Origin of the sequence: Thiocapsa sp. C2-2m, from assembly GCF_041903745.1 — a bacterium.
Classification (GTDB): Bacteria; Pseudomonadota; Gammaproteobacteria; order Chromatiales; family Chromatiaceae; genus Thiocapsa; species Thiocapsa roseilacustris.
The window spans coordinates 42,483-64,534 of sequence record NZ_JBBWVD010000031.1 but is presented as its reverse complement, the minus strand read 5'-3'; the positions used below and the strand labels follow the sequence as shown (position 1 = coordinate 64,534).

Sequence of the window (22,052 nt, the reverse complement as noted above, 5' to 3'; positions counted from 1 at the left end):
GCTCCCGAGCCACCCGATTTCGATGCAAAGGTGCGTCAACCCGGATTGCGTGCAATCGCCGAGATGACTGGGCAGGCGCCAGTCCATCCCCGAAGGTCGGGCAAGGCATACAAGCAACGGACCCGCAAGGAGGTCCAGTCCGACGGTACCAGCATCTCCGTCCCGATCGACCGCCCGGAGGATCTGCCGGCGTCCGAGATCGAACCCTATTGGACCAAGGCGATCGCTGATCTGATGCAAGCCTACGACGAAGTCTGTGCCTATTCCTGCTTTCGCATTCACCCGGTGACGGGGGCGGCCTCGGTCGATCACATGGCCCCGAAGTCGCGGGCCTGGGATCGCGTCTACGAGTGGGATAACTATCGGCTGGCGGCTGCGCGATTGAACGCGCGCAAGAACGCTTTCGGGGACGTGCTCGATCCGTTCGAGGTACAAAACGGGTGGTTCGAGCTAGAGCTCGTGGGATTCCAGGTTCTTCCAGCGCACGGGCTGACGGAGGCTATTCGCCAAGAGATCCAGAACACGATCGATCGGCTCAAGCTTGATGACCTCCGATCTGCCCGCGAGGAGGACGCCGTGAGCTATTGGGAGGAACAGGTTTCATTCGCCCGTTTGATGAAGGAGTCTCCATTCGTTGCGATGGAGCTACGCCGTCAAGGACGACTGCTCGCTGGAGACGCCTGATGCACGCTTTCCACGACTATCTCTGCGAGCGACTCGACGAGCTACTAAGCAAGCGCTCGGTGGTCGTCTTCTACGACCCGCGCAGCGAATTCACCCCCTTTTTCGACCGCGAGCTGGCGCTGCTCGATGGCGGTCCGCTGCCGCGTGTGACGATCGGCACCAGCTCGCCCTTTCTGGCCCGCTACGAAGGCAGCTTCTTCGGTCTGCGCGCGGCGGTGGAGCCGATCGTGGCGGCCGATCAGCCGGAACCCTTGATCCTGTATCTGCCGGGCATTGCCAAGGATCGGCAGGGCTCGGTGCTGATGGAGCTGGAGCGGGCCGGCACCTGCTACGAACCGCAACTCAAGCGGCTGGGGCTCAACGTGCTGCGCCAGCGGTTCACCGACGGGCAGATCGACGAGATGCTGCGGCCCTCCGCCGTCACCTATGACGATATCGTCGCCTTCCTCGGACAGGGCGGACAGGTGGCTTCGGTGCTCCACACCCTGTTCGGCGGCGCCCAAGGCGAGGTGCTGCTGACCGAGTGGTTGGCGTCCGACGCCAAGGACGGGGCTCTGCTGGAGAAGGATGCGCTGCCCGAGCTGCTCAAGCTGATCAAGGTCCGATTGGGCCTGGACCTCCCGGCGGACTCGAGTCTCTCGAAGGCACGCGAGAGGACCTGCCGTTATGCGCTGGTGAACGAGTTCCGTGCCGATCTCTCCTGCGCGCCGCCAAAGTCGATCGGGATGGTGCCGGACCCACCGGGCAAGGAGAACGCCGAGCGTATCCGCGATGTCGCGGAGGGTCTGCGACGGCGCTTCCCGGATGTGTACATCGGCCTGGCGGATTCGGTAGAACAGGATCTGGGTCTCGCGGGGGCCGGTGTCGAGGCCGCAGACCTGGGGTCCATCGACACCTTCCGTTTCGAGGAGGAGCGGCTCCTTGCCCATGCCGCGGCGCTGATTGCCGGTAAAGGCTACGACGCGGCACTCGCGATCATCGACGCGCGCGTGCGCAGCTTCTGGGTCGACCGCGATGTGCGACGTCAGGCGCAGTGGGGCGCCTGTCGGCTGATGGCCGAGCTTGGGCATGCGCTCGAGGGAATCCGCTCGGCGCTCGGCAGGGTGGGAAACGATCCCGCGAAGTGGCTGGTGGCCTATGTCGCGGAGGACGGATGGCACCGTGCCGACGGCCTGCAGCGGCGGCTGGAGACCTGGGTTGCCGGGATGGACGACGAGCCCGAGGCGGAACAGGCCCTGGCCGTTGTTCGGCAGGAGCATGAGCATCTGCTGCGCGCGATGGCCGACGGGTTTACCAAGGCGTTCAGAGCGTCCGCGTGGACCGTCGCCGGGGCGTTGCACCAAACCCGCATCTATCCGGAAGTCGTGCAGACCATGGGTGGACGGGTCGCCTATTTCCTCGTCGATGCCATGCGCTACGAGATGGGCGTGGAGCTGGCGCGCCAGATGGAAGGGGCCAGGGATCTGACGGTGCGCGCGGCGATCGCGGCGCTGCCCTCGATTACCCCGGTCGGCATGGCGGCGCTGCTGCCCGGAGCGGCGGCGAGCTTCGACGTGGTCGACGCCAAGGGGAAGCTCGCGGCGCGGATCGAAGGCACCGAGCTCAAGGAATCGCCCGACCGCATGCGCTTCCTCAAGACCAAGGTCCCGGACGCGGTGGAGATGACGTTGGGCAAGCTGCTCGGCAGCTCTCAGGCCAAGGTTGCGAAGGATATCGGCACGGCGCCGCTGGTCGTGATCCGCTCTCAGGAGATCGATCTCGTCGGCGAGATGGACGTCGACCTGATCGCGCGTCAGATCATGGACAGTCTCATCGGCAACCTCGCCCGCGCGGTGAAGAAGCTCGCCGCTGCCGGTATCGAGCGTTTCGTGATCACCGCCGACCATGGTCACCAGTTCTCGATCCGCAAGGACGACGACATGAAGACCGACAGCCCCGGCGGGGTCACCCTGGATCTGCATCGGCGCTGCTGGATCGGACACGGCGGCAGCACCCCCTCGGGTGCGGTGCGCGTGCCCTGCGCCGAGCTCGGTTATCGGACCGATTTGGATGCGGTCTTCCCGACCGGTCTCGGTGTTTTCAGAGCCGGCGGGAGTTTGAGCTTCCACCATGGCGGATTCAGCCTGCAGGAGCTGGTGATCCCGGTGATCAGCCTGCGCCTGACCGCCGGCAAACCGGCCGCGGTGCCCGGCATCCAGGTTCGCATCGAAGGCTATCCGACGGCGGTGACCAATCGCACCTTCGGGCTCAAGCTCGCCGCAGCCGGTGATCTGCTGGCAACCGAGCCGCTCCTGGCCCGCGTTCTCCTGATGGCCGGCGCCGAGGAGGTCGGTCGCGCCGGAATGGCGGTCGGCGCCGACCTCGATCGCGTGACCGGCACCATGACCTTGGTGCTGGGCCGCGAGGCGAGTGTCGGCATGATGTTGACCAACGACACCTGCCAATCGCTGCGCGTCGTGGTGCTGGATGCACATACGGACAGCCTGTTGGCCGAGTCCGACGAACTGCCGGTCAAGCTGGGGATTTGAGGGGAAGGGTTCGGGGTTCAGGGTTCAGGGTTCAGGGTTCGGGGAAGAGTGGAGGGTTCGGGGTTCGGGGTTCGGCGGGGCTGGATTGGTTGCCTCTGTCGCGACAGGCTGGTCACGGGCCGGTATGTGAGGCGGAGATGGGTGTGTGAGGCCCGGCCGGAATGATGGTCCCGGCTACTCGCCGACCTCTTTTAGGAGTCTCATGATGATCTCATCGGACGCGTATAGCCCGGTAGCACGCAAGCGATTGATTAAGGGTGCGGCCTCATCGATCAACCCTTGCGCCTTCGCGCGTCCGACGATTCCCAGGGTCCCGATGATGCCCAAACCCAACGCCCTCGCACAGCGTCTGGCCGCTAGATCATCGATGACAACTCGGACCACGCGATTGGCTAGGGCATTTGCAATGACCTGTGTCTCGCCAGCGCCTAGGTCCCAGCTAAGCACCTCTTGCGGAGCCGTTTCGTTTTCGACGATGACAAAGGCCGAGGAGTCGTGGATTGCCCGGAGTATGGCTCCACCGTCTGGTTTGGCGCCGACCTCTTTGGCGACCGCTTCGGGGACGGCGAGCTGACCGGCCAGTTCGGCAAGGAGCCAGAGGGCATCGGTCTTGCCAAGTAGGATGAGCGGCGAGGCGTTGACAGTCCAGCGCTCAGGCGCCATGGATCTCCTCCGCCAGCTCGTCCGGGGTGACCTGGCAGGCCGGGACTTTACGCCGGAAGAGCTCGTGCAGAAACTCCGCGCGGCTCAGTTCGGCGATCTCAGCCGCTTTGCCTTGGGACAGGATCCCTTGCGCATACCACTGCACCGCTGCGGCGATTCGCATCTCGCGCGCGAACTCGCCTGGCGCAAGCCGCAGCGCGCCGAATGCCGAGGCGTCGAAGTCGAAGCTGATGGTGGTGGTCATGGGGGTTCAGGGTTCGGGGTTCGGGGTTCAGGGTTCAGGGTTCAGGGTTCAGGGTTCAGGGTTCAGGGTTGAGCAGCACTCGCGACACCGCTTCGCGGCGTTGCGAGTCTCCTCGGCGCTCTGCGCCACGCAGCCCGTCTTTGACTTGAGCTCCGTCGTCGATGCCGGTTCCACCCATCGAATTTTTGGCGTTTTTTCGTGTCTCTCGTGGTTCTATTCGCCGTACTCAGGACTTCAAATGACAGATTTCGTTCCTTTGATTGATCGGTTCGGGCATCGCCCGAGGCGTCTTGGTAACCTCGGTCAATCATCGCGCTTGCGCGTTGTCGTGCTCGCCTTGCTCCTGCCGTTGATCCTACTGTCCGGGATTGCGACCGCAAACGCAGCCGAGGGCGCAAAACGCGTCAACGACTATCTGGCCGGACTCGACAGCCTGCGCGCCGATTTCGAGCAGTTTACCTTCAATGCCGAGCGCACTCGGATGATGGAGTCGCGCGGTACCCTTTATCTGCAACGCCCCGGCCGTTTCCGCTGGGAGTACAGTACCCCGAATCGACAGGTCATTATCGCCGACGGCAGTCGGGTCTATCTCCACGACCTAGAGCTGAAACAGGTCTCGCATCAAAACCAGAACCGCGCGCTGAGCGGGACGCCGGCCCTGCTGCTTGCCGATGGCGGGCCGATCGAGAAACACTTCGAGGCAGCGTCGATCGAAAGCACGGACGGTCGCGACTGGGTCGAGCTGATCCCCAAGGCAGAGGACACCGACGTCGTTCGAATCGAGCTCGGATTCGGCAAAGAGAACCTCGAAAGCCTCATTATGGAAGACAGCTTCGGACAGACGACCCGGCTGAACTTCACGGGCGCGGAGCGCAACGCCAAGCTGAGCCTGGATTTATTCAAGATGGAGCAGGGGGCGATGGACGATTTCCTTTCCTTCGACTGAAGGGCGCCTCGGTACGACATGTGCTGTTTGGTGTCTGGGTCGACCTTGCGGATCTCAACGGGCGTCGGCGCAGGCACGCTTCGGGAGATGATTTTTTTGATTCTGAATCGTGTCGGCCGCGAATGTCTTGAGTGCTGCCGGGGGTCGGGTTTCGGCGAACCGGTCGTGACCGCTTCAGGCGTGGTTCAGAATGACTGATGCACCACTCGCCGAGCGGATGCGCCCGGCCACGTTGGACGGATTCTTTGGTCAGCAGCACCTGCTTGCGCCGGGCAAGCCGTTGCGTGGGGCGATCGAATCGGGACAACTCCATTCGATGATCTTCTGGGGACCGCCCGGCTCCGGTAAGACCACGCTCGCGCGCCTCATCTCGGGTGTCTCGGGTGCTCGCTTCCTGAGTCTGTCCGCCGTCCTCGCGGGCGTGAAGGACATCCGCGATGCAGTTGCCACGGCGCGGACGGTGCGCGATTCGGAGCAGCGACCCACGCTGCTCTTCATCGACGAGGTGCACCGCTTCAACAAGGCTCAGCAGGACGCCTTTTTGCCGCATGTCGAAGACGGCACCCTGACCTTTATCGGGGCCACGACCGAGAATCCGTCCTTCGCGTTGAACAACGCACTGCTGTCGCGTGCGCGGGTCTATCTGCTGCATGCACTGGAGGCCGAAGAAATCGAGCGTGTCCTGGCGCGTGCCCTCGCGGACCCGGTTCAGGGGCTCGGCGAGCGCGGATTGCGTCTGTCCAACGAGGCTACGACTCTGCTTGCGCGCAGCGCCGACGGCGATGCCCGACGGGCGCTGAATCTGCTCGAATTGGCGAGCCGGATGACGACGGGAGAGGAGATGACATCGGCGACCGTTGCGGAGGTGATCGCCGGCAGCGTGCGGCGCTTCGACAAGGGCGGGGATATCTTCTACGACCAGATCTCGGCGTTGCATAAGTCGGTTCGCGGATCGGACCCGAACGCCGCGCTCTATTGGCTGGCGCGGATGATCGACGGCGGCTGTGATCCGCTCTACGTGGCGCGGCGCATTGTGCGGATGGCGAGCGAGGACATCGGCAACGCCGATCCGCGTGCACTGGACCTGGCGCTCAACGCCTGGGAGGCGCAGGAGCGGCTCGGCTCCCCGGAAGGCGAGCTGGCGCTCGCTCAGGCGGTCGTCTATCTCGCCTGCGCAGCGAAGAGCAATGCGGTCTATCTGGCCTGGAACGCGGCACTCGCGGATGCGCGCTCGTCGGGCTCGCTGGATGTACCGGTCCATCTGCGCAATGCGCCGACCAAGCTGCTCGAAGCGCTGGGACATGGACGGGCTTATCGCTATGCCCACGACGAGCCCGAGGGATATGCGGCGGGGGAAACCTATCTCCCGGATGCGTTGGCGGGACGACGCTATTACAGGCCCGTCGATCGCGGTTTGGAGATCCGCATCCGCGAGAAGCTGGAGCGTCTTGATGCGCTCGACAAGGCAGCGGGATGAACTGAGCCTGGCGTCGACGGTTGGTTGTGCCTCGCACGGCTCGGCACAACCTACGGCCTGAAGTCGGCCCTACATGCCTTTAGGCGACCACCGAGGGTTGCCGCCTAAACCGCGTCCAGAGCGAAATGCTCACTTTCGAGTCAGTACGACGTTAGGTGCATCCACAGCCCTCAGCGGGGACGCGGTTTAAAATAATACATTTTTTAATACTTTAAACCGCGCCAGCTCCGGCGGTCGTCAAGTCTGCCCGGGCCGATCCCATCCAAAAACATCGCATACTGCACCCGGCGCGGTTTAGAGAAAATCCGGCAGGCTCTTGCGGATCGCCTCGGGGCTATGGGTCGTTAGGTTCTTGTCGACCTCCCCCGCGATCAGCTGTTTGAGCGAAGGGGACTGATGTTTGCGCAGCATCCCCAGGAAAGCCGGAGCCGCGATGACGTAAAGCTTCTGCAGCTCCCCTTTGTTGCGCGCGCTCTCCAGCGTCTCGCAGACCAATCCGGCGAAGCGTTCGGCATTCTCCTGCTTGTGCGCCTCCTCGCCGTTGATACCGTGCGCCCCCGACACGGGGTCATGACCGCGACCACCCTTGTCGGTTGTCAGATCGCCTTCGTGAAGCCGGCCTTCCGGGAAGGTCAGCGTGTGGATCTCGCGCAGCGCGCCTGCCGATTTCTCGGTGGCGAAGATGCGTGCGCGGCTGTTGTCGGCGGCCAGTATCCAAGTCAACATAATGTCACCTTCCTCCCGTACTGAGTCCGGCCGCGATGCGGTCGGGGCCTTGGCTGAGACGGGACGATTGTCTTTGCGATGTGGGGTCATGCGTCGCTGCGCCCGCTCCCGTCTCTTTCAGTGTAACAGGCCCGTCACGGAAATCAGTGGCCCGGTCGACTCCCGCCGGCAGCGCGCTCGACGCATTCGAGGTAGCTCGCGGCGTCAAAGGGTGTCTGGTTGCGTTGCAGCGTCCAGAGCGCCTCGGCGAGGCATTCCATGATGCGGTGCTCGGTTTCGTGCGGGTCGCCGGTGGTCTGCATGAGACGGCTGTAGAGCCCACGGATACCCGCAGGCTGATCGACGCTCAACTGCTCGAGGATAGCGATGTGCAGGCCCATGTGCAGGAACGGATTGGATTCGCCGTGCTCGGGGAGATAGTCGCGCTCCAGAGTCGTCTCCGGATCGGTCATGAGCCGGTGATACTCGGGGTGACGGCGCAGGACCTCGACGATCTGCGCTTCGACCGGCTCCAGGGGTTGCCCGGCTTGGGCCTTTTCCCAAGCGGTGAGGAAGGTACGACGATGGCTTTCACGGTCGTTTGCGAACATGGCGTCGAGGATCTCGATGGGGTGTAGGGGATTCGGGCTCGGTGCAGCGGCTTTGACGGGTCCTGTGTTGATTGCGTTCGATCTTGAGTCACGGCGGCGTCGTCTTGTCCCGATAGTCGCAGAGATCGGCGATCGGACAATCGGGACAGCGCGGTTGACGTGCGACACAGACATAGCGCCCGTGCAGGATCAGCCAGTGGTGGGCGTCCTTCAGAAAGACCTTGGGGACACGGCGCAGCAACGCCTGCTCGACCGCGAGCGGGTTCTTTCCGGGCGCGAGGCCGGTGCGATTGGCCACTCGGAAGATATGGGTGTCGACGGCCATTGTCGGCTCGCCGAAGGCGGTATTGAGAACCACGTTGGCCGTCTTGCGTCCGACGCCGGGGAGTGCCTCCAGGGCCTTGCGCTCGCGCGGGACCTCGCCGCCGTGCTCTGCGACCAGGAGCGTGCAGGTCTTGATGATATTCGCTGCCTTGCTGTTGAAGAGTCCGATGGTCCGGATATGGGCCTTGAGGACCTCTTCGCCGAGGGCGAGCATCGCCTCGGGCGTATCGGCCACCGCGAACAGGCGCGCCGTGGCCTTGTTGACCCCCTTATCGGTCGCCTGTGCCGACAAGATCACCGCCACCAGAAGCTCGAAGGGCGTGCGATACAACAGCTCCGTCGTCGGCGCCGGATTGGCGGCGCGAAGGCGCTCGAAGAGACGACTGCGCTTTTCTTTGTTCATCGATGGATAATCCTGCTGGACTGTCTAAAATGACAGCCCATGACGTCGAGCGCTTCTCCGACATGAGCGATGACCTGACCTCTCGACAGCGGCAGATCCTGGAGTTGATCAGGTCGCATATCCGCGAAACCGGGGTGCCGCCGACACGCGCGGAGATCGCGCAGACCTTCGGCTTTCGTTCCGCCAACGCAGCCGAGGATCATCTGCGAGCCCTGGCACGGCACGGCGCGATCGAGCTGACGCGAGGCCGTTCGCGTGGCATCCGGCTCGTCGATCGGGCCGCCGCCGGTGAGCTCGAGCTTCCGATCATCGGGCGTGTCGCTGCCGGCAGTCCCATCCTGGCCGCAGCGCACATCGAGGACTGGTGCCCGGTCAATCCGGATCTGTTTCGCCCCCGTGCGGACTATCTGCTGCGGGTTCGCGGCAGCAGCATGTGCAATGCCGGCATCCTCGACGGCGATCTTCTGGCGGTTCATATCGCATCCGAGGTATACGACGGTCAAATCGTGGTGGCACGTTTCGGCGACGAGGTCACGGTTAAGCGCCTACGTCAGCACGGGCAAGGGGCCGACCGGGTGTATCTGTTGCCCGAGAATCCCAGTTTCGAGCCGATCCCGGTCGATCTGCGAACGCAAGAATTCGTCATCGAGGGATTGGGGGTCGGCGTGATTCGGCGTTTCGCAAGTGGCCGGACTCAAGGGACGACCAGCGTGACGCCGGGCATCAGTTGATCGGGGTCTTCGAGAACATGGCGATTGGTCTCGAACAGCGTACGCCATCGACTGCTGTCGCCGTAGCAACGGCTGCTGATCAGTGCCAATGAGTCGCTCGGACGAACCCGATAGGCGCCTTGCGCATCGACTACCCTGGCTAGAGCGAGTTGATGTCGGTGCAGCAGCCTCTCGGCGTCGGCGATCGTCTGCTTGGCGGTCGCGTCCCGTGTCAAGTCCGGAATCCGCAGCGTCTCACGCAGCCGCTCGTAGGCCTCGCGGGCAGCCTGCCGTGCCCGGTCTGCGTCGAGTGTGCCGCCGTCCTGTTGGGGAACCCGTGCGCGGAGCGCCTCGAACCGGCGTTCGAGTGCCTCGTGGGCCGTGGTCAGCGAGAGTCGGCGGGCATCGAGCTCGGAGAGTCGCCGATCACGCTCGCTGAGGGTCCGCTCAAGGTCGAGCAGCGCCTCCTTGAGGCGTTGCACCTCGCCGTTCAGGCGCTCGATCTCCTGGCTTCCCTCCGCAAGCCGGCGCTCCGCCTCCGTGCGGGCTTGCTCGGCGCTCTTGCGCGCATGCGCGGATTCCTTGAGTTTCCCCTCCATGCCTAGGAGACGCAGGGACATCGCTTCGATTTCGGCATCGGGCGAGACTGTCGGCTCCCGATCGGCCGACGGCTCCTCGGCCCCCCAGGCTGCAGCCGCAACGAGCAGCATCAAGATCCCGTGAAATGCGCTGGTGTGCCGAGAACGATTCCCGGTCATATGAATCTCCTGGCGTCGTCTCGGCTCGGGGTCTCTTGTCAGGGATCTAAGCCACGCTCGGAAGCCCTGCCAAGGCCATCGCGACCTCGTCCTCGGCGTAGGTCAGATCCTTCAGCTTACCGGCCAAGTAATCGGTGTAGGCCTGCATGTCGAAGTTGCCGTGTCCGCAGAGGTTGAACAGGATCGTCTTGGCCTCGCCGGACTCGCGACACTTCTCGGCCTCGACAATCGCGGCCTTCACGGCATGGTTGGCCTCGGGCGCCGGGATGATGCCCTCGGCCTTGGCGAATTGGATGCCGGCGGCGAAGCAATCCAACTGATTGTAGGAGGTCGGGGTGATGAAGCCGAGCTTGGTCAGATGGCTGATCTGCGGCGCCATGCCGTGATAACGCAGCCCGCCGGCGTGGAAGCCCGGCGGTACGAAGCTGGAGCCGAGCGTATACATCTTGACCAGCGGGGTCAGCTTGGCGGTATCGCCGTAGTCGTAGGCGAAGAGACCCTTGGTGAGGGTCGGGCAGGCCGATGGCTCGACGGCGATCAGCTCGATGTCGCGGCCGCCGCGCAGTTTCTCGCCCAGGAAGGGGAAGGCAATGCCGGCGAAGTTGCTGCCGCCGCCGGTGCAGCCGATGATCATATCCGGGTAGTCGCCGGCCATCTCCAACTGCTTTTGTGCCTCTATGCCGGTCACCGTCTGGTGCAGCAGGACGTGGTTCAGCACGCTGCCGAGCGCGTACTTGGTGTCGTCGCGCTGGGCGGCTAGCTCGACGGCCTCGCTGATGGCGATACCGAGGCTGCCGGTGCTGTCGGGATGCTCGGCGAGGATGGCACGTCCGGATGCGGTGGTTTCGCTCGGGCTGGCGATACATTGGGCCCCGAAGGTCTCCATGAAGGCGCGACGGTACGGCTTCTGTTGGAAGCTCACCTTGACCATGTAGACCACGATCTCGAGGCCGAACATGGATCCTGCCAAGGCGAGCGACGAGCCCCATTGACCCGCACCGGTCTCGGTGGTGATGCGCTTCACGCCCTCCTGCTTGTTGTAGAAGGCCTGCGGGATGGCGGTGTTGGGCTTGTGGCTGCCGGCGGGACTGACGCCCTCGTACTTGTAATAGATCTTCGCCGGCGTCTTGAGCGCCTTTTCCAGTCGACGCGCCCGATAGAGCGGCGAGGGGCGCCATTGCCGGTAGACCTCGCGCACCGGCTCGGGGATCTCGATCTCGCGCTCGGTGCTCATCTCCTGCTCGATCACGGCACGCGGGAAGATCACCGCCAGATCGTCCGCCGTAATGGGCTGTTGGGTGCCCGGATGCAGGACCGGGTCGAGCGGGGTGGGGAGATCGGCGTTGATGTTGTACCAAGTGCGCGGGAGATGTTGCTCGTCGAGCAGATACTTGACTGAGTCGCTCATGCTGTGGTCGAACCTCGGTAGTGGGTATGGCGACCGGCCAACCTCGCCGCCGGTCTTTGTCGTCCGTCGGCAAGTGTGCCATTTTTGTGACCGATCTTGAATCCCGTCAGGGTCAAGAGCGTCGAGATTCTCCGCGCGGGGACGGCCTATGCGGCATCCGAAGCCCTGTCGCGCGACTCGGCAACGTGAAAGATGCGCAAGCGGTGATCTAATGAATCGGTAAGAAGATCTGTGTCAGGATCTCGTTCTCGTTCTCGTTCTCGTTCTCGTTCTCGTGCCGGACCGAGCGCGGATCCTCCGCATCTCTGGAGACGATGCGCTCGGGTGGAAATAACCGTTCAGCATCGCGAGACCCAGGTCGTCATCCTTGGCGATGCCGTTCGGCATCGTCGGCACCACGAAACGCAGCCCGAAGGGCGTCCGCCCCCGCATGCCCCAGGTGACGCCGGAACCGCAACCCGGCCGTGGCGAGTAAGACCTCGCGCAGGAGCACCGGCTCGACCGCGAGCTGGATGGTCTGCGCAATGTCGGTGATCGGGGATTTCCGAATTACGTCGGTCCTCGGTCGTGCGGCACACGGCCGATAGCGGGATCGAATCGGCGTCTTCCCGTCGGGATATTCAACCGTCCCGGTTGTCAGTAGGCGAGCTCATGGGCGCCGATATCGAAAGCGCCGCGTTGAGGCAGGGTGGTGCCGTAAAAGTCTCGCGTGCCGGTCGTTAATCCAAAGTGGGATCCGAGATCGAGTCCGCGGTTGATGAGCGGTGAGTTGGTCGTCAAGCGATACTCAAGCATCTTCGCCAATCCATTCGGGTTATTGATGGTCCCGCCGAGACCCGGTCTCACGAGTCCGGGGTTGAGATTGAATCCGGTCGGAACGCCCTGAAGCATTTCTTGGCCGGTTCCCTGGAAGGACGAGAGACTCGAGTAGATCGTCGACCCCCACTGAATCTTGAAGGGAGCACCGTTGGACCAGTAGGTGTTGCCCTGTACGGTAAGTCCCTGTTGGCCACTCGCCACGCAAAGCAGAGGAGCGCCGCCGGTCGTGAAGATGATGTTGTTGCGAATGGTCAGAGAGGATGTTTGGGATGGCACCCGAATGCCGCAGACATTGCCGGTTGTCGACGGTGAGAGATAGATCGTGTTGTTGTAAATGTGGCTGTTGGAGATCTCCAGCGGTGCCTTGCTCCAGACCATGATCCCGCCATACGTGTTGCGGCGCCCGTCGTTTTGGGAAATGTTGTATCGAATGACGTTGTTTTTGAATGAAGGGGCAGAGTCGTACTGAGCCAAAAGATAACCGGCACCATCATTGTCGTGCGAGTAGTTGTACTGTAGGAATGAATTGGTCATGCCGCCGTCAAGATCGAAACCGCCGCCGTCGGAGGCTCCCGTCGTGGTGCGATTGGCGTAGGACTCGTTGAATTGGATGGTGATTCGGTTCGCTCTCCAAGCCCATATCCCGATCGGGCCGCTGCTCGAGGTGTTGCGCTCACCGTTGGAGTGGGCCACGCATCGCGCAATCCGGCCGCCGTCGACATTCGAGAGCACGATGCCGCTGCCGGTCGGTTCTCGGACTCCGGAGACGCCCCGGTTTCGGTATGCGAAGCTGCCGGTCACGACGACGTTTCGATGGGCGTAGCCGCTGAATCCCGGTGCATCGTATCCCCAAACGGAGATCCCGTTCTTGGCGTTGTCGTATGCGCGAACGCCGTTGATGGAAACGTTCGTAAAGCCTGTCGTCCCGTTCCATGCGCCGATCTCGACGCCTGCATGATGAAATCCGCTTGCATCGATCTTGCTCAAATTGACGCTGTCGAGCTTCACGCCTCCCGCAAGGTCGGTGTAGAAGATGATGCCGGCTCCGTCGTTGACATCCGCTTCCGTACCCCTGACGTTGAGATTGGAAATGACGAATCCGGCCGTGTTGTAGGCAAAGATGCCGTCGCCGTCGCCGGCCAGGATCGTGGCTCTGCCTGTTCCATAGGAGCCGATACGAATGGGCGCTTCCGCTGTTCCTTGATCGAATGCGTCGAAGAATAGATTCCCCGCGAAGCTGTCTCCGCCGCGCAAGAATACGCGATCGCCGGGATACAGAATCAAATCGTTGATTTTGTTTAAGGAACGCCAGGGGGCTTGAGGAGAACCTCCATGGTTTGTATCTCGGCCGGCGGCACTCAGGTAGTAATCGGCGCCGAAAGATGCCGGAGGCAGCAGAAGCAGGGCAAGCAGCAATGGATAGAACATCTGTAGTCTCCAAAGGTTCATATATTGTGTCTCTGCGATATCCGCTATCGCTTACGGTTGACGAACGTCTTGAGGCGCTGGCGATGCTTGATCTGGCCGGGCGTGAGCGTGTTGCGGCGACCGGCGAAGGGGTTGGTACCGCTTTTGAACTCGATCCGCAAGGGGGTGCCGAGGAGCTTGAGCTCGCGCCTGAAACGATTGATCAGATAGCGCCGGTAGGTGTCCGGAACCGACTCGGTCTGGTTGCCGTGGATGATGATGATGGGCGGGTTGCGCCCGCCTTGGTGGGCATAGCGCAGCTTGATGCGCCGCCCGTGCACCAGTGGCGGTTGATGTTCCTGAACGGCGTCCTCGAGCAGTCGCGTTAGCTCGGGAGTCGAGAGGTTGCGGGTGGCATTGGCGTAGGCCTTTTCGACCTCGTCGAGCAGCAGGCCGACACCGCTGCCGTGCAGGGCGGAGACCAGGTGCATCTTGGCGAAGTCGAGAAAGGCAAGCTTGCGCGCGAACTGGGTCTTGATCTGCTCGCGTTGGTCCGGGGCCAGCCCGTCCCACTTGTTGATCGCGACCACGAGTGCTCTGCCGCGCTCGATGATGTGTCCGGCGAGCGTGGCGTCCTGCTCGCCGACGCCCTCGTGGGCATCGAGCACCAGGATGACGACGTTGGCCGCGTCGATCGCCTGCAGCGTCTTGATGACGCTGAACTTCTCGATCACGTCGTCGATCCGTGCGCGACGGCGCATGCCCGCGGTGTCGATCAGGGTGTAGTGGCGACCCTGCTGCTCGAAGGGGACGAAGATGCTGTCGCGCGTCGTGCCTGGGCTGTCGAAGGTGACCAGCCGGTCATCGCCGAGGATGCGGTTGATGAGTGTCGATTTGCCCGCGTTAGGGCGCCCGACGATCGCGACCCGGATGCCTTCCTCGGTCTGTGCGGCGCCGATCCCCTCCTCGTCGGCCGCCGGGAAACCCGCGAAGACCGCGTCGACGAGGTTCTGCACGCCGCGTCCGTGGGTGGCCGAGACCGCCATCGGCTCGCCGAGACCGAGTCGATGGAAATCGGCGGTGGCCAGCACCGGATCCATGGTGTCGCTCTTGTTGACCACCAGGCTGACCGCCTTGCCCATGCGGCGAAGCCGTGCGGCGATCTCGAGGTCGCCCGGGGTGCAGCCGTCGCGTGCGTCGACGAGGAAGAGCAGATGATCCGCCTCGTCGATCGCAAGCTGGACCTGGCGTTCCATCAGCGCCTCGACCCCGTCGACGGCCTGACTGATGCCGCCGGTGTCGACGATGACGTAACGGCTCGGTCCGACGACGCCGATCCCGTACTGGCGGTCCCGGGTCAGGCCGGGAAAGTCCGCAACCAGTGCATCCCGCGTGTGGGTGAGGCGATTGAAGAGGGTCGACTTGCCCACGTTGGGCCGGCCGATCAGGGTGACGACGGGCAGCATGCCGTTCAGGGGCTGGACTCCGGTGGTGCGGATCCCGGCGAATCGGCCGGAACGGTGTCGACATCGCGAGAGGCGGCGCCTGCATCGGCGGGCGCGCTGCCGCGCGGGCCCATCTTGGCCGCAGGCGCACCGCCGACGCTCAATGCGGCTAGGGTGCCGTCGTTGGCGTAAACATAGAGTCGATTGCCGACGACCAAGGGTCGTGCCGTGATCGCCCCTTTCCCCGTGATGCGGGTGCGCCCGACCAGACGGCCGTCGGTGCGTGTGAGCAGATGGACATAGCCGTCCAAGTCGCCGACCGCAATCAGGTTGCCCACCAACGCAGGGGCAGTCACCTGGCGGTAGCGCAGACCCTCCTGACGCCAGCGTCCGGCGCCGTCGCTCGGGTTGGCGCCCCAGATCTGGTCGCTCGAATCGGTGATGAAGAGGTCGGACGCGTCGGCGGCGAGCCCGGCATGCGCCGAGAGCTCGCGTCGCCAGATGACGGTGCCGGTCGTGATGTCGACGGCGGCCAAATCCCCGTTGTAGGAGCCGACGAAGGCAATGGTCCCGATCACGACCGGGTCGGCATCGATATCGGCAATGCGCGAGAGCTCGGAACGCCCGCTCGGGCGGGTGACGGCGACCTCCCAGAGCGGAGCGCCGTCGGCCGGGTCGAGGTTCACGAGCTTGCCGCCCGAGAGGCCGACGAGGATCCCCGCAGGTGTCATGACCGGACTGCTGCTGCCGCGCAAGGTGAGCACGGGGGCGGGATAATTGACACGCCATTGCCGGGCGCCGGTACTGGCGTCGATCCCGTAGACGCTGTCGTCGAGGGTGTGGACGATGACTTGGGCCGTGTCGGTCAGGCGCGGGACCGAGAGGACCTCGCTGCCGAGCTGTGCGCGCCAGAGCTCCTTGCCGTCGCTGGTGGAGAAGGCGAGGAGCTCGCCCCGGCTGGTGCCGATGACCAATCGGTCGCCCTTGACGTCCGGGCCGCCGCTGAAATGCAGGTCCGTGTCGCGTTCCCAGAGGACGCGCCCGCTGTCCGCGGCGACGGCGACCAACCGACCGCGCGAATCGGCGACATAGAGACGGTCTGCAGCAAGCATCGGAACCAAGTAGAGCCGCCGTCCGGCCGTGCCGCGCGTAACCCGCGCCGACCAGAGGGTCGTCAAGCCGACTGTCTGCACGATCTCGGTGAGCTTGGTCGGGGGCGTCGGATCCTTGTCGGCGCCGAGCCAGGGGATCATGCCGCAACCGCTCAATAGGCCGGCGAGCAGCAGAACCCCGAGTCGGGCGGCGCCCGCTTTCGATTGCGTGACCATAGACGGCTCTCCGACCGCTATCCGGCGGCGGGTAGGTTGTCGAGCTTGAGACGGATCAACTGCGAGAACCCGGTCCCTTCGGCGATCGCCTGCTCGTAAGCTGCGCGCGCCGCGACCGTGTCCCCGCGTGCCGCAGCGATGTCGCCCCGCACCGCAGCGAAGTCGCCGGCAAATTCGGGACTGTTGTCGTGATCCGCAACGGTCTTGGCTGCCTCGTCCAAGCGGCCCTCAGCAACCTGGATCCGCGCCAAACGAAGTGCCGCGATGCGGGCCAGAGCCGGATCCGGGGCGGCGCCGATCACCCCCGTCAAGGCGGTTATGGCCGCCTCGGCTTGGCCCGACTCGTAGAGCGCCTTCGCCTCGACCAGCGCTCCGAGCGCCGCATAGGGCGTCGAGGCGAACTCGTCGCTCAGCATGCGGGCCTGGGCCACGACCGCCTCGGTTTGACCGGTCGCGGCGTTCGCGAGCACCTGATCGAAGACCGCCGAGCCCTGACCGGCAACGCTGTCGCGATAATCGCCCCAGTAGCGCCAGCCGACGATGGCGCCCAGGCCGATGGCGATGCCCATGACGATCGCCACGCCGTTCTCTTTCCACCAGGTCTTGATGGCTTCGACTTTTTCGTCGTCGGTCTCGTAACTCACTTCGCTCTCCGTGGTGACTTGGATTCCCGTGCGGCTTGGCCGGCGTCTTCGCCCGCCGCCATCAATCCGGGCTCTCGATCTCTCGGTTCAGGACATCGACCAATTCGTCGAACCCAAGCTCCTGTTGGCCACTCTCGGCCCGCAAGGGTTTGACGCCGACGATACCCTGCGCCAGCTCCGACTCGCCCAGCACAAGTGCGAAGGCTGCGCCGCTCTTGTCGGCCTTCTTGAACTGGCTCTTGAAGCTGCCGCCGCCGCAGTGGGACATGAGGCGCAGACGGGGCAGGGCATCGCGCAGACGCTCGGCTAGGAGCGGGGCCTCGAGCTGGGCTTGATCGCCGACCGCGACCAGGTAGGCATGCACCGCAGGTTCGTCGGCATGGCCCGCGAGCGCGAGCAGCTCCACCAGCCGCTCAAGGCCCAAGGCGAAGCCGACGGCAGGTGTCGCCCGGCCACCGAGCTGCTCGACCAGTCCGTCATAGCGACCGCCGGCACAGACGGTGCCTTGGGCACCCAGATCCTCGGTGATCCACTCGAACACCGTGCGGTTGTAGTAGTCCAGACCCCGCACCAGCCGCGGATTGAGCCGGTAGGGGATCCCCGCCTGATCCAGACCCCGACGGATGCCCTGAAAGTGAGCCAGGCTAACCTCGCCGAGATGATCCATCAGCGTCGGCGCATCGGCAACGACCTTCTGTGTCTCGGGATGCTTGGAGTCCAGGACGCGCAGTGGATTGGTATGCAGACGTCGCAGACTCTCGGCGTCCAAATGCTCGCGCCGTGTCTCCAGATAGGTCATGAGCTGCTCGCGATACAGCCGGCGCTCCTGGGGGTCGCCGAGACTGTTGATCTCCAGACGTAGCCCCGTCAGCCCGAGCGCGCGCCATAGGCGCGCGGTGAGCAGGATCAGCTCGAGATCGATATCCGGTCCCGTGAGACCGAAGACCTCGGCGCCGATCTGATTGAACTGCCGATAGCGCCCGCGTTGCGGGCGCTCGTGACGGAACATCGGGCCGCGATACCACAGGCGCTGGGGTGCGACGAGCAGCCCGTGCTCGATCGCGGCGCGCACGCAGCTGGCGGTGCCCTCCGGGCGCAGGCTCAAGCTGTCGCCGTTGCGATCCTCGAAGCTGTACATCTCCTTTTCGACGATGTCGGTGACCTCGCCGATGGAGCGCTTGAACAGATCCGTAACCTCGATGATCGGGGTGCGGATCTCGGCATAACCGTAGCCCGCGAGGATGTTGCGCGAGGTGTCCTCGATGCGATGCCAGGTGGCAACGGCCTCGGGCAGGATGTCGTGCATACCGCGAATGGCCTGGATGGACTTACTCATGCTCGGCGACTCGGTGTCTGCGGACGACGCTCGGATGGGTTCGGCCTGACCGCACCGTCACTCCGGGGATGCGGGGTCGAACGAGAAGCGCGCCACGTTGCCGCGCGAACGGGCTTCCAGGTCGAAGGGCTTGCCGTCAACCGTCATGCTGCTGTTGTTGACCCGCCCGACGGTGAACCGGAAAGGCGCTTGCCCCGTGACTTCGCGTCGATCCCCGGCCTTCATCTCGCCGACGATGAGGCGCTGTCCCGCGGCGTCGCGGACCTCGAGCCAAGATGGGCCCGCAAACTCAAGGACGATGCCCTTTGTCGCCGGCGCCGTCGTGGGCTCGGGGGCGGACGTCGGGGCTTCGACATCGGGCGTCGCGGCCGTTGTAATCTGCGTGCTCGCGGTCTCGGCGACCGGGCCGGCTGTCGGCTCGGACGCCGGCTCGGGTATGGATGCGGGCGAGACGAGGCGCGTGGTGGGCCAATCCGGGTCGGTCGCGGACCGCTCGGCGATCGGCGGCTCGGGCGGCGCCGGTGTTGCGAGGCGATCCGTCCGGGTCGATTCGGTCACCGCTTCGGGTGTCTGCTCGGCGATCTCGGGAGCCGGCGAAGCGACGCCCTCGTTCCCGCCACCGCCCTCGCCCTCGCCCTCGTCATAGATCACCAACGGTTCCGGGTCTGTCGTGTCGAGGCCCAGCTCCGGGGTGAGCTCGGGGCGATCGTGCCACCAGAGTGCAATCATCGCGACGACCGCGGCGGCCAAGGCGAGGCTGACGAGGCGCACCAAGATGCGGGTGCCGCCCGAATCGCGATCGGATCCCGGGATCGGGCGGGTTGGCTCGATCCCCTTCGGCGTCCTGGCGTGGGCCTGATAGGCGGCAATGAGTGGCGTCGAGTCAACCCCGAGCATGCGCGCGTAGTTGCGCAGATAGCCGGTGATGAAGACCGGATCGGGCAAGAGGTCGAAGCGATCCTGTTCGAGCGCCTCGATGATCTCGGGCTTGAGATGTAGCTGCGAGGCGATTCGCTCGATCGCCAGGCCACGCGATTGACGCTGAACCCGCAGGCGTCGCCCTGGGCTATCGCCGAATTCGACCACGTTCTGGTCGTTCGGATCGGTCGGTTGTGTCTGGTTTGTCACTCGTGAGGTCCCTACAGCTCGCGGGTCTCGGGTGTATTCGGGAAGCTTGCGCGCAACGCCTGCTCGTACTCGGCTGCGCGGGCTCGGTTACCCAGTGCACGTTCGGTTGTGACCGCGGCGGCGAGTGCCTCGCGGGCCGTCGCCGGGGTGCGCAAGGTCGTCGGCTCGAAATAGCGATCCAGATAGACCTTTGCTCCCTGCATATTGCCGCGTTTGAGCTCGATCTCCGCGAGCTTGACCAGCGCCGGGCCGAAGCCGGGGTTGGCGGTGACGGCAGCGCGATAGTAGCCTTCCGCCTTGGCCGCGTCACCGGCGCTCACCGCACAGGAGCCTGCGTTGGTCATCGCGACCCATGGCGTCGAATAGAGTGGATTATCCAGCGCCTTCTTGAAGTAGATGTCCGCCTCTGCGTAGCGCTTTTGTCGACACTGATAGGCGCCGAACGCGTAGAGAACATCCGAGTTGTTCGGCGCGAGCTTGATGGCGCGCTCATAGTGGGTCGCCGCAAGGTCGGGCTTGCCCATCTCTTCGTACATGAAGGCGAGCCACACGTGCGCCTTGGGATAATTCTTGTCGGCCTCGATCGCCTGTTGAGCGCGCCGGAAGGCGACCTCGGTCTGGCCCCGGTTGTAGTACTCCTCGGCCATCTCGACGTAGAGCGACGCGGGACTGTCCTGCGGATCGAGCCCGAGCGGATCGGAGTCTTGCTGCGTCACGTTGCTCGCGCAACCGATCAAGCCGAAACAGAGTGCGCTCGGCATCAGTACGGCATGCATCACGAGGCGCACGGCGCGATGACGCGTCATGGCGTCGCCGCCTTCCGGGTCCGGGCCCGGTCGTTCAACGGAATCGCCACCGCGACGCGCCCGAGCCGACGGGTGCGATCCTCGACCCGCCCGACGAGCTGCCCGCAGGCAGCGGCGATCTCGTCGCCCCGTGTCTTGCGGGTCATGGTGAAGATGCCCGCACCGGCGAGCCGCGCGCGAAATGCCTCGATGCGCTCGGGCGGCGAGGTGCCGTACTGGTTTCCGGGGAAGGGGTTGAAGGGGATGAGGTTGACCTTCGACGGGATCCCCTCGAGCAAGCGGATCATCTGCTTGGCGTGCGCAAGGCTGTCGTTGATGCCGTCGAGCATCACATATTCCCAGGTGATGCGGCGGCGTTTGTCGCTGCCCACGTACGCCTTGCAGGCCGGCAGCAGCTCGGCGAGCGGGTACTTGCGGTTGATCGGGACCAGCTCGTCGCGCAGGGCATCGTTCGGCGCATGCAGCGAGACGGCCAGCGAGACGTCGCTCACCTCGGCCAGCCGGTAGATGTTCGGGACGATGCCCGAGGTGCTGAGCGTCAGGCGCGTCTTCGCGATCATGTAGGCGAAGTCGTCCTGCATGATCTCCATCGCCTTGACGACGGCATCGAAGTTGGCCAACGGCTCGCCCATGCCCATCATGACGACGTTGGAAGGCGCGCTGCCCATTTGTCGTGTCGCATGCCAGATCTGACCGGCGATCTCGCCGACCGTCAGGTTGCGGTTGAAGCCCTGTGTGGCGGTCGCGCAGAAGGAGCAGTTGAGCGCGCACCCCACCTGCGAGGAGACGCAGATGGTGGTGCGCCGTCCCTCCGGGATGAAGACGGTCTCGATGCGCTGGCCGTCTTCCAGCTCCATGATCCATTTGATGGTGCCGTCGGCCGATGGCTGATCGTGGATGATCCGCGGCAGGCGGATCTCGACGGTCTCGCGCAGTGCATCGCGCAGCGCCCTGGACAGATCCGTCATGGCGTCGTAGTCGACGACGCCGTGCTTGTGGATCCACTTGAAGAGGCTGCGTCCGTGAAACGCCTTGAAACCGAGCCCGAGCATCAGCCTCTCGCAGTCGGCAAGATCCAGGTCGAGTAGATTGGGCTTGAGCTCGGCGTAGGCCACGGGGATCCTCAGCGGGTGCGCGGGCAGACGCCTTCCGGGAAGAAGAAGGCGATCTCAACGGCCGCGGTATCCGCGGCATCCGAGCCGTGCGCCGCGTTTTCGGTGAAAGAATCGGCGAAGTCCGCACGGATGGTGCCCGGCGCGGCATTCGCCGGGTTGGTCGCACCCATGATGTCGCGATTCTTCGCAACCGCGTCTTCGCCCTCGAGCACCTGGACCATCACCGGACCGGATGTCATGAACTCGACCAGCTCGTCGAAGAAGGGCTTGCCCTGGTGGATCCCGTAGAAGGCCGAAGCCTGCTCCTTGCTCATGTGGAGCATCCGCGCGGCGACGATGTGCAGCCCGGCGGCTTCGAAACGGCTCAGGATGGCGCCGATGGCGTTCTTTGCCACTGCGTTGGGCTTGATGATGGACAGGGTCTGCTCGCTAGCCATGATGATTCCAAATAGTGGATTCGTAAAGAGGTTGGGTCGGATCGGCGGAATCGCGAGCCGAGGCGCTCGGGGCAATCTACCCGTCGGCTCGCCACGCCGTTCTTATCCGTCGAAGACTTGAGAGGA

Annotated in this window: 21 protein-coding genes; 5 read left to right on the top strand and 16 right to left on the bottom strand. The window is 64.3% G+C overall.

Features of this window, described 5'->3' with window-relative positions; translation table 11 throughout:
• Positions 1-30: 30 nt before the first annotated feature.
• Together AADX97_RS21405 and AADX97_RS21400 are read left to right on the top strand one after the other, a co-directional pair.
• Positions 31-684, top strand: a complete 654-nt coding sequence (locus AADX97_RS21405; RefSeq protein ID WP_374237059.1) for a hypothetical protein — start codon at positions 31-33, stop codon at positions 682-684.
• Positions 684-3,212, top strand: coding sequence for a PglZ domain-containing protein (locus AADX97_RS21400; RefSeq protein WP_374237058.1), 2,529 nt, complete (start codon positions 684-686; stop codon positions 3,210-3,212). Before AADX97_RS21405 ends, AADX97_RS21400 begins: the two co-directional genes overlap by 1 nt.
• Positions 3,213-3,386: 174 nt before the next feature.
• On the opposite strand, the gene AADX97_RS21395 is transcribed toward AADX97_RS21400, so the two are convergent.
• Together AADX97_RS21395 and AADX97_RS21390 are read right to left on the bottom strand one after the other, a co-directional pair.
• A complete protein-coding gene (locus AADX97_RS21395) occupies positions 3,387-3,875 on the bottom strand; it encodes a DUF3368 domain-containing protein (protein ID WP_374236458.1) in 489 nt (162 codons plus the stop codon).
• Positions 3,865-4,119: a UPF0175 family protein gene (locus AADX97_RS21390; RefSeq protein WP_374236459.1), complete on the bottom strand. Its 255-nt coding sequence runs from the start codon at positions 4,117-4,119 to the stop codon at positions 3,865-3,867. Before AADX97_RS21390 ends, AADX97_RS21395 begins: the two co-directional genes overlap by 11 nt.
• A 238-nt stretch (positions 4,120-4,357) precedes the next feature.
• Here AADX97_RS21390 and lolA point away from each other — a divergent pair, with 238 nt between their 5' ends.
• Both lolA and AADX97_RS21380 read left to right on the top strand, forming a co-directional pair.
• Positions 4,358-5,065, top strand: coding sequence for an outer membrane lipoprotein chaperone LolA (gene lolA / locus AADX97_RS21385; RefSeq protein ID WP_374236460.1), 708 nt, complete (start codon positions 4,358-4,360; stop codon positions 5,063-5,065).
• 190 nt (positions 5,066-5,255) lie between these two features.
• Positions 5,256-6,542 (top strand): replication-associated recombination protein A, encoded by a 1,287-nt coding sequence (locus tag AADX97_RS21380; protein ID WP_374236461.1) that lies wholly within the window; start codon positions 5,256-5,258, stop codon positions 6,540-6,542.
• 294 nt (positions 6,543-6,836) lie between these two features.
• On the opposite strand, the gene AADX97_RS21375 is transcribed toward AADX97_RS21380, so the two are convergent.
• The 3 genes from AADX97_RS21375 to nth form a co-directional block, all read right to left on the bottom strand.
• Positions 6,837-7,268 carry a host attachment protein gene (locus AADX97_RS21375; RefSeq protein ID WP_374236462.1) on the bottom strand — a complete coding sequence of 144 codons (432 nt, stop codon included), beginning with the start codon at positions 7,266-7,268 and terminating at the stop codon, positions 6,837-6,839.
• Positions 7,269-7,411: 143 nt separating this feature from the next.
• Positions 7,412-7,858, bottom strand: a complete 447-nt coding sequence (locus AADX97_RS21370) for a DUF1841 family protein (RefSeq protein ID WP_374236463.1) — start codon at positions 7,856-7,858, stop codon at positions 7,412-7,414.
• 88 nt (positions 7,859-7,946) lie between these two features.
• Complete coding sequence (nth, locus tag AADX97_RS21365) at positions 7,947-8,585, bottom strand: endonuclease III (protein ID WP_374236464.1); 639 nt, start codon at positions 8,583-8,585, stop codon at positions 7,947-7,949.
• Positions 8,586-8,647: 62 nt separating this feature from the next.
• Between nth and lexA the strand changes: the two genes are divergently transcribed.
• Complete coding sequence (gene lexA / locus AADX97_RS21360) at positions 8,648-9,316, top strand: transcriptional repressor LexA (RefSeq protein ID WP_374236514.1); 669 nt, start codon at positions 8,648-8,650, stop codon at positions 9,314-9,316.
• Here the strand turns inward: lexA and AADX97_RS21355 are convergent.
• The 11 genes from AADX97_RS21355 to ndk form a co-directional block, all read right to left on the bottom strand.
• Positions 9,280-10,053 (bottom strand): hypothetical protein, encoded by a 774-nt coding sequence (locus AADX97_RS21355; protein WP_374236465.1) that lies wholly within the window; start codon positions 10,051-10,053, stop codon positions 9,280-9,282. The genes lexA and AADX97_RS21355 overlap by 37 nt on opposite strands.
• A gap of 46 nt (positions 10,054-10,099) precedes the next feature.
• Positions 10,100-11,461, bottom strand: coding sequence for a TrpB-like pyridoxal phosphate-dependent enzyme (locus AADX97_RS21350; RefSeq protein WP_374236466.1), 1,362 nt, complete (start codon positions 11,459-11,461; stop codon positions 10,100-10,102).
• A gap of 636 nt (positions 11,462-12,097) precedes the next feature.
• The gene (locus AADX97_RS21345) at positions 12,098-13,696 is read right to left on the bottom strand and encodes a right-handed parallel beta-helix repeat-containing protein (protein WP_374236467.1); all 1,599 of its coding nucleotides are present in this window, start codon (positions 13,694-13,696) and stop codon (positions 12,098-12,100) included.
• A gap of 56 nt (positions 13,697-13,752) precedes the next feature.
• Positions 13,753-15,153, bottom strand: a complete 1,401-nt coding sequence (gene der, locus AADX97_RS21340) for a ribosome biogenesis GTPase Der (protein ID WP_374236468.1) — start codon at positions 15,151-15,153, stop codon at positions 13,753-13,755.
• Positions 15,154-15,158: 5 nt separating this feature from the next.
• Entirely contained in the window at positions 15,159-16,460 is a 1,302-nt protein-coding gene (gene bamB, locus AADX97_RS21335) for an outer membrane protein assembly factor BamB (protein ID WP_374236469.1), read from the bottom strand.
• Between the two features lie 17 nt (positions 16,461-16,477).
• Entirely contained in the window at positions 16,478-17,104 is a 627-nt protein-coding gene (locus AADX97_RS21330; RefSeq protein ID WP_374236470.1) for a YfgM family protein, read from the bottom strand.
• A gap of 61 nt (positions 17,105-17,165) precedes the next feature.
• Positions 17,166-18,440 (bottom strand): histidine--tRNA ligase, encoded by a 1,275-nt coding sequence (gene hisS / locus AADX97_RS21325; protein ID WP_374236471.1) that lies wholly within the window; start codon positions 18,438-18,440, stop codon positions 17,166-17,168.
• Between the two features lie 57 nt (positions 18,441-18,497).
• On the bottom strand, positions 18,498-19,568 hold the full coding sequence (locus tag AADX97_RS21320; protein ID WP_374236472.1) for a RodZ domain-containing protein: 1,071 nt from the start codon (positions 19,566-19,568) through the stop codon (positions 18,498-18,500).
• A gap of 11 nt (positions 19,569-19,579) precedes the next feature.
• Positions 19,580-20,374: a type IV pilus biogenesis/stability protein PilW gene (pilW, locus tag AADX97_RS21315; RefSeq protein WP_374236473.1), complete on the bottom strand. Its 795-nt coding sequence runs from the start codon at positions 20,372-20,374 to the stop codon at positions 19,580-19,582.
• On the bottom strand, positions 20,371-21,489 hold the full coding sequence (gene rlmN, locus AADX97_RS21310) for a 23S rRNA (adenine(2503)-C(2))-methyltransferase RlmN (protein ID WP_374236474.1): 1,119 nt from the start codon (positions 21,487-21,489) through the stop codon (positions 20,371-20,373). Before rlmN ends, pilW begins: the two co-directional genes overlap by 4 nt.
• An 8-nt stretch (positions 21,490-21,497) precedes the next feature.
• Positions 21,498-21,926, bottom strand: a complete 429-nt coding sequence (ndk, locus tag AADX97_RS21305; protein WP_374236476.1) for a nucleoside-diphosphate kinase — start codon at positions 21,924-21,926, stop codon at positions 21,498-21,500.
• Positions 21,927-22,052: the final 126 nt, after the last annotated feature.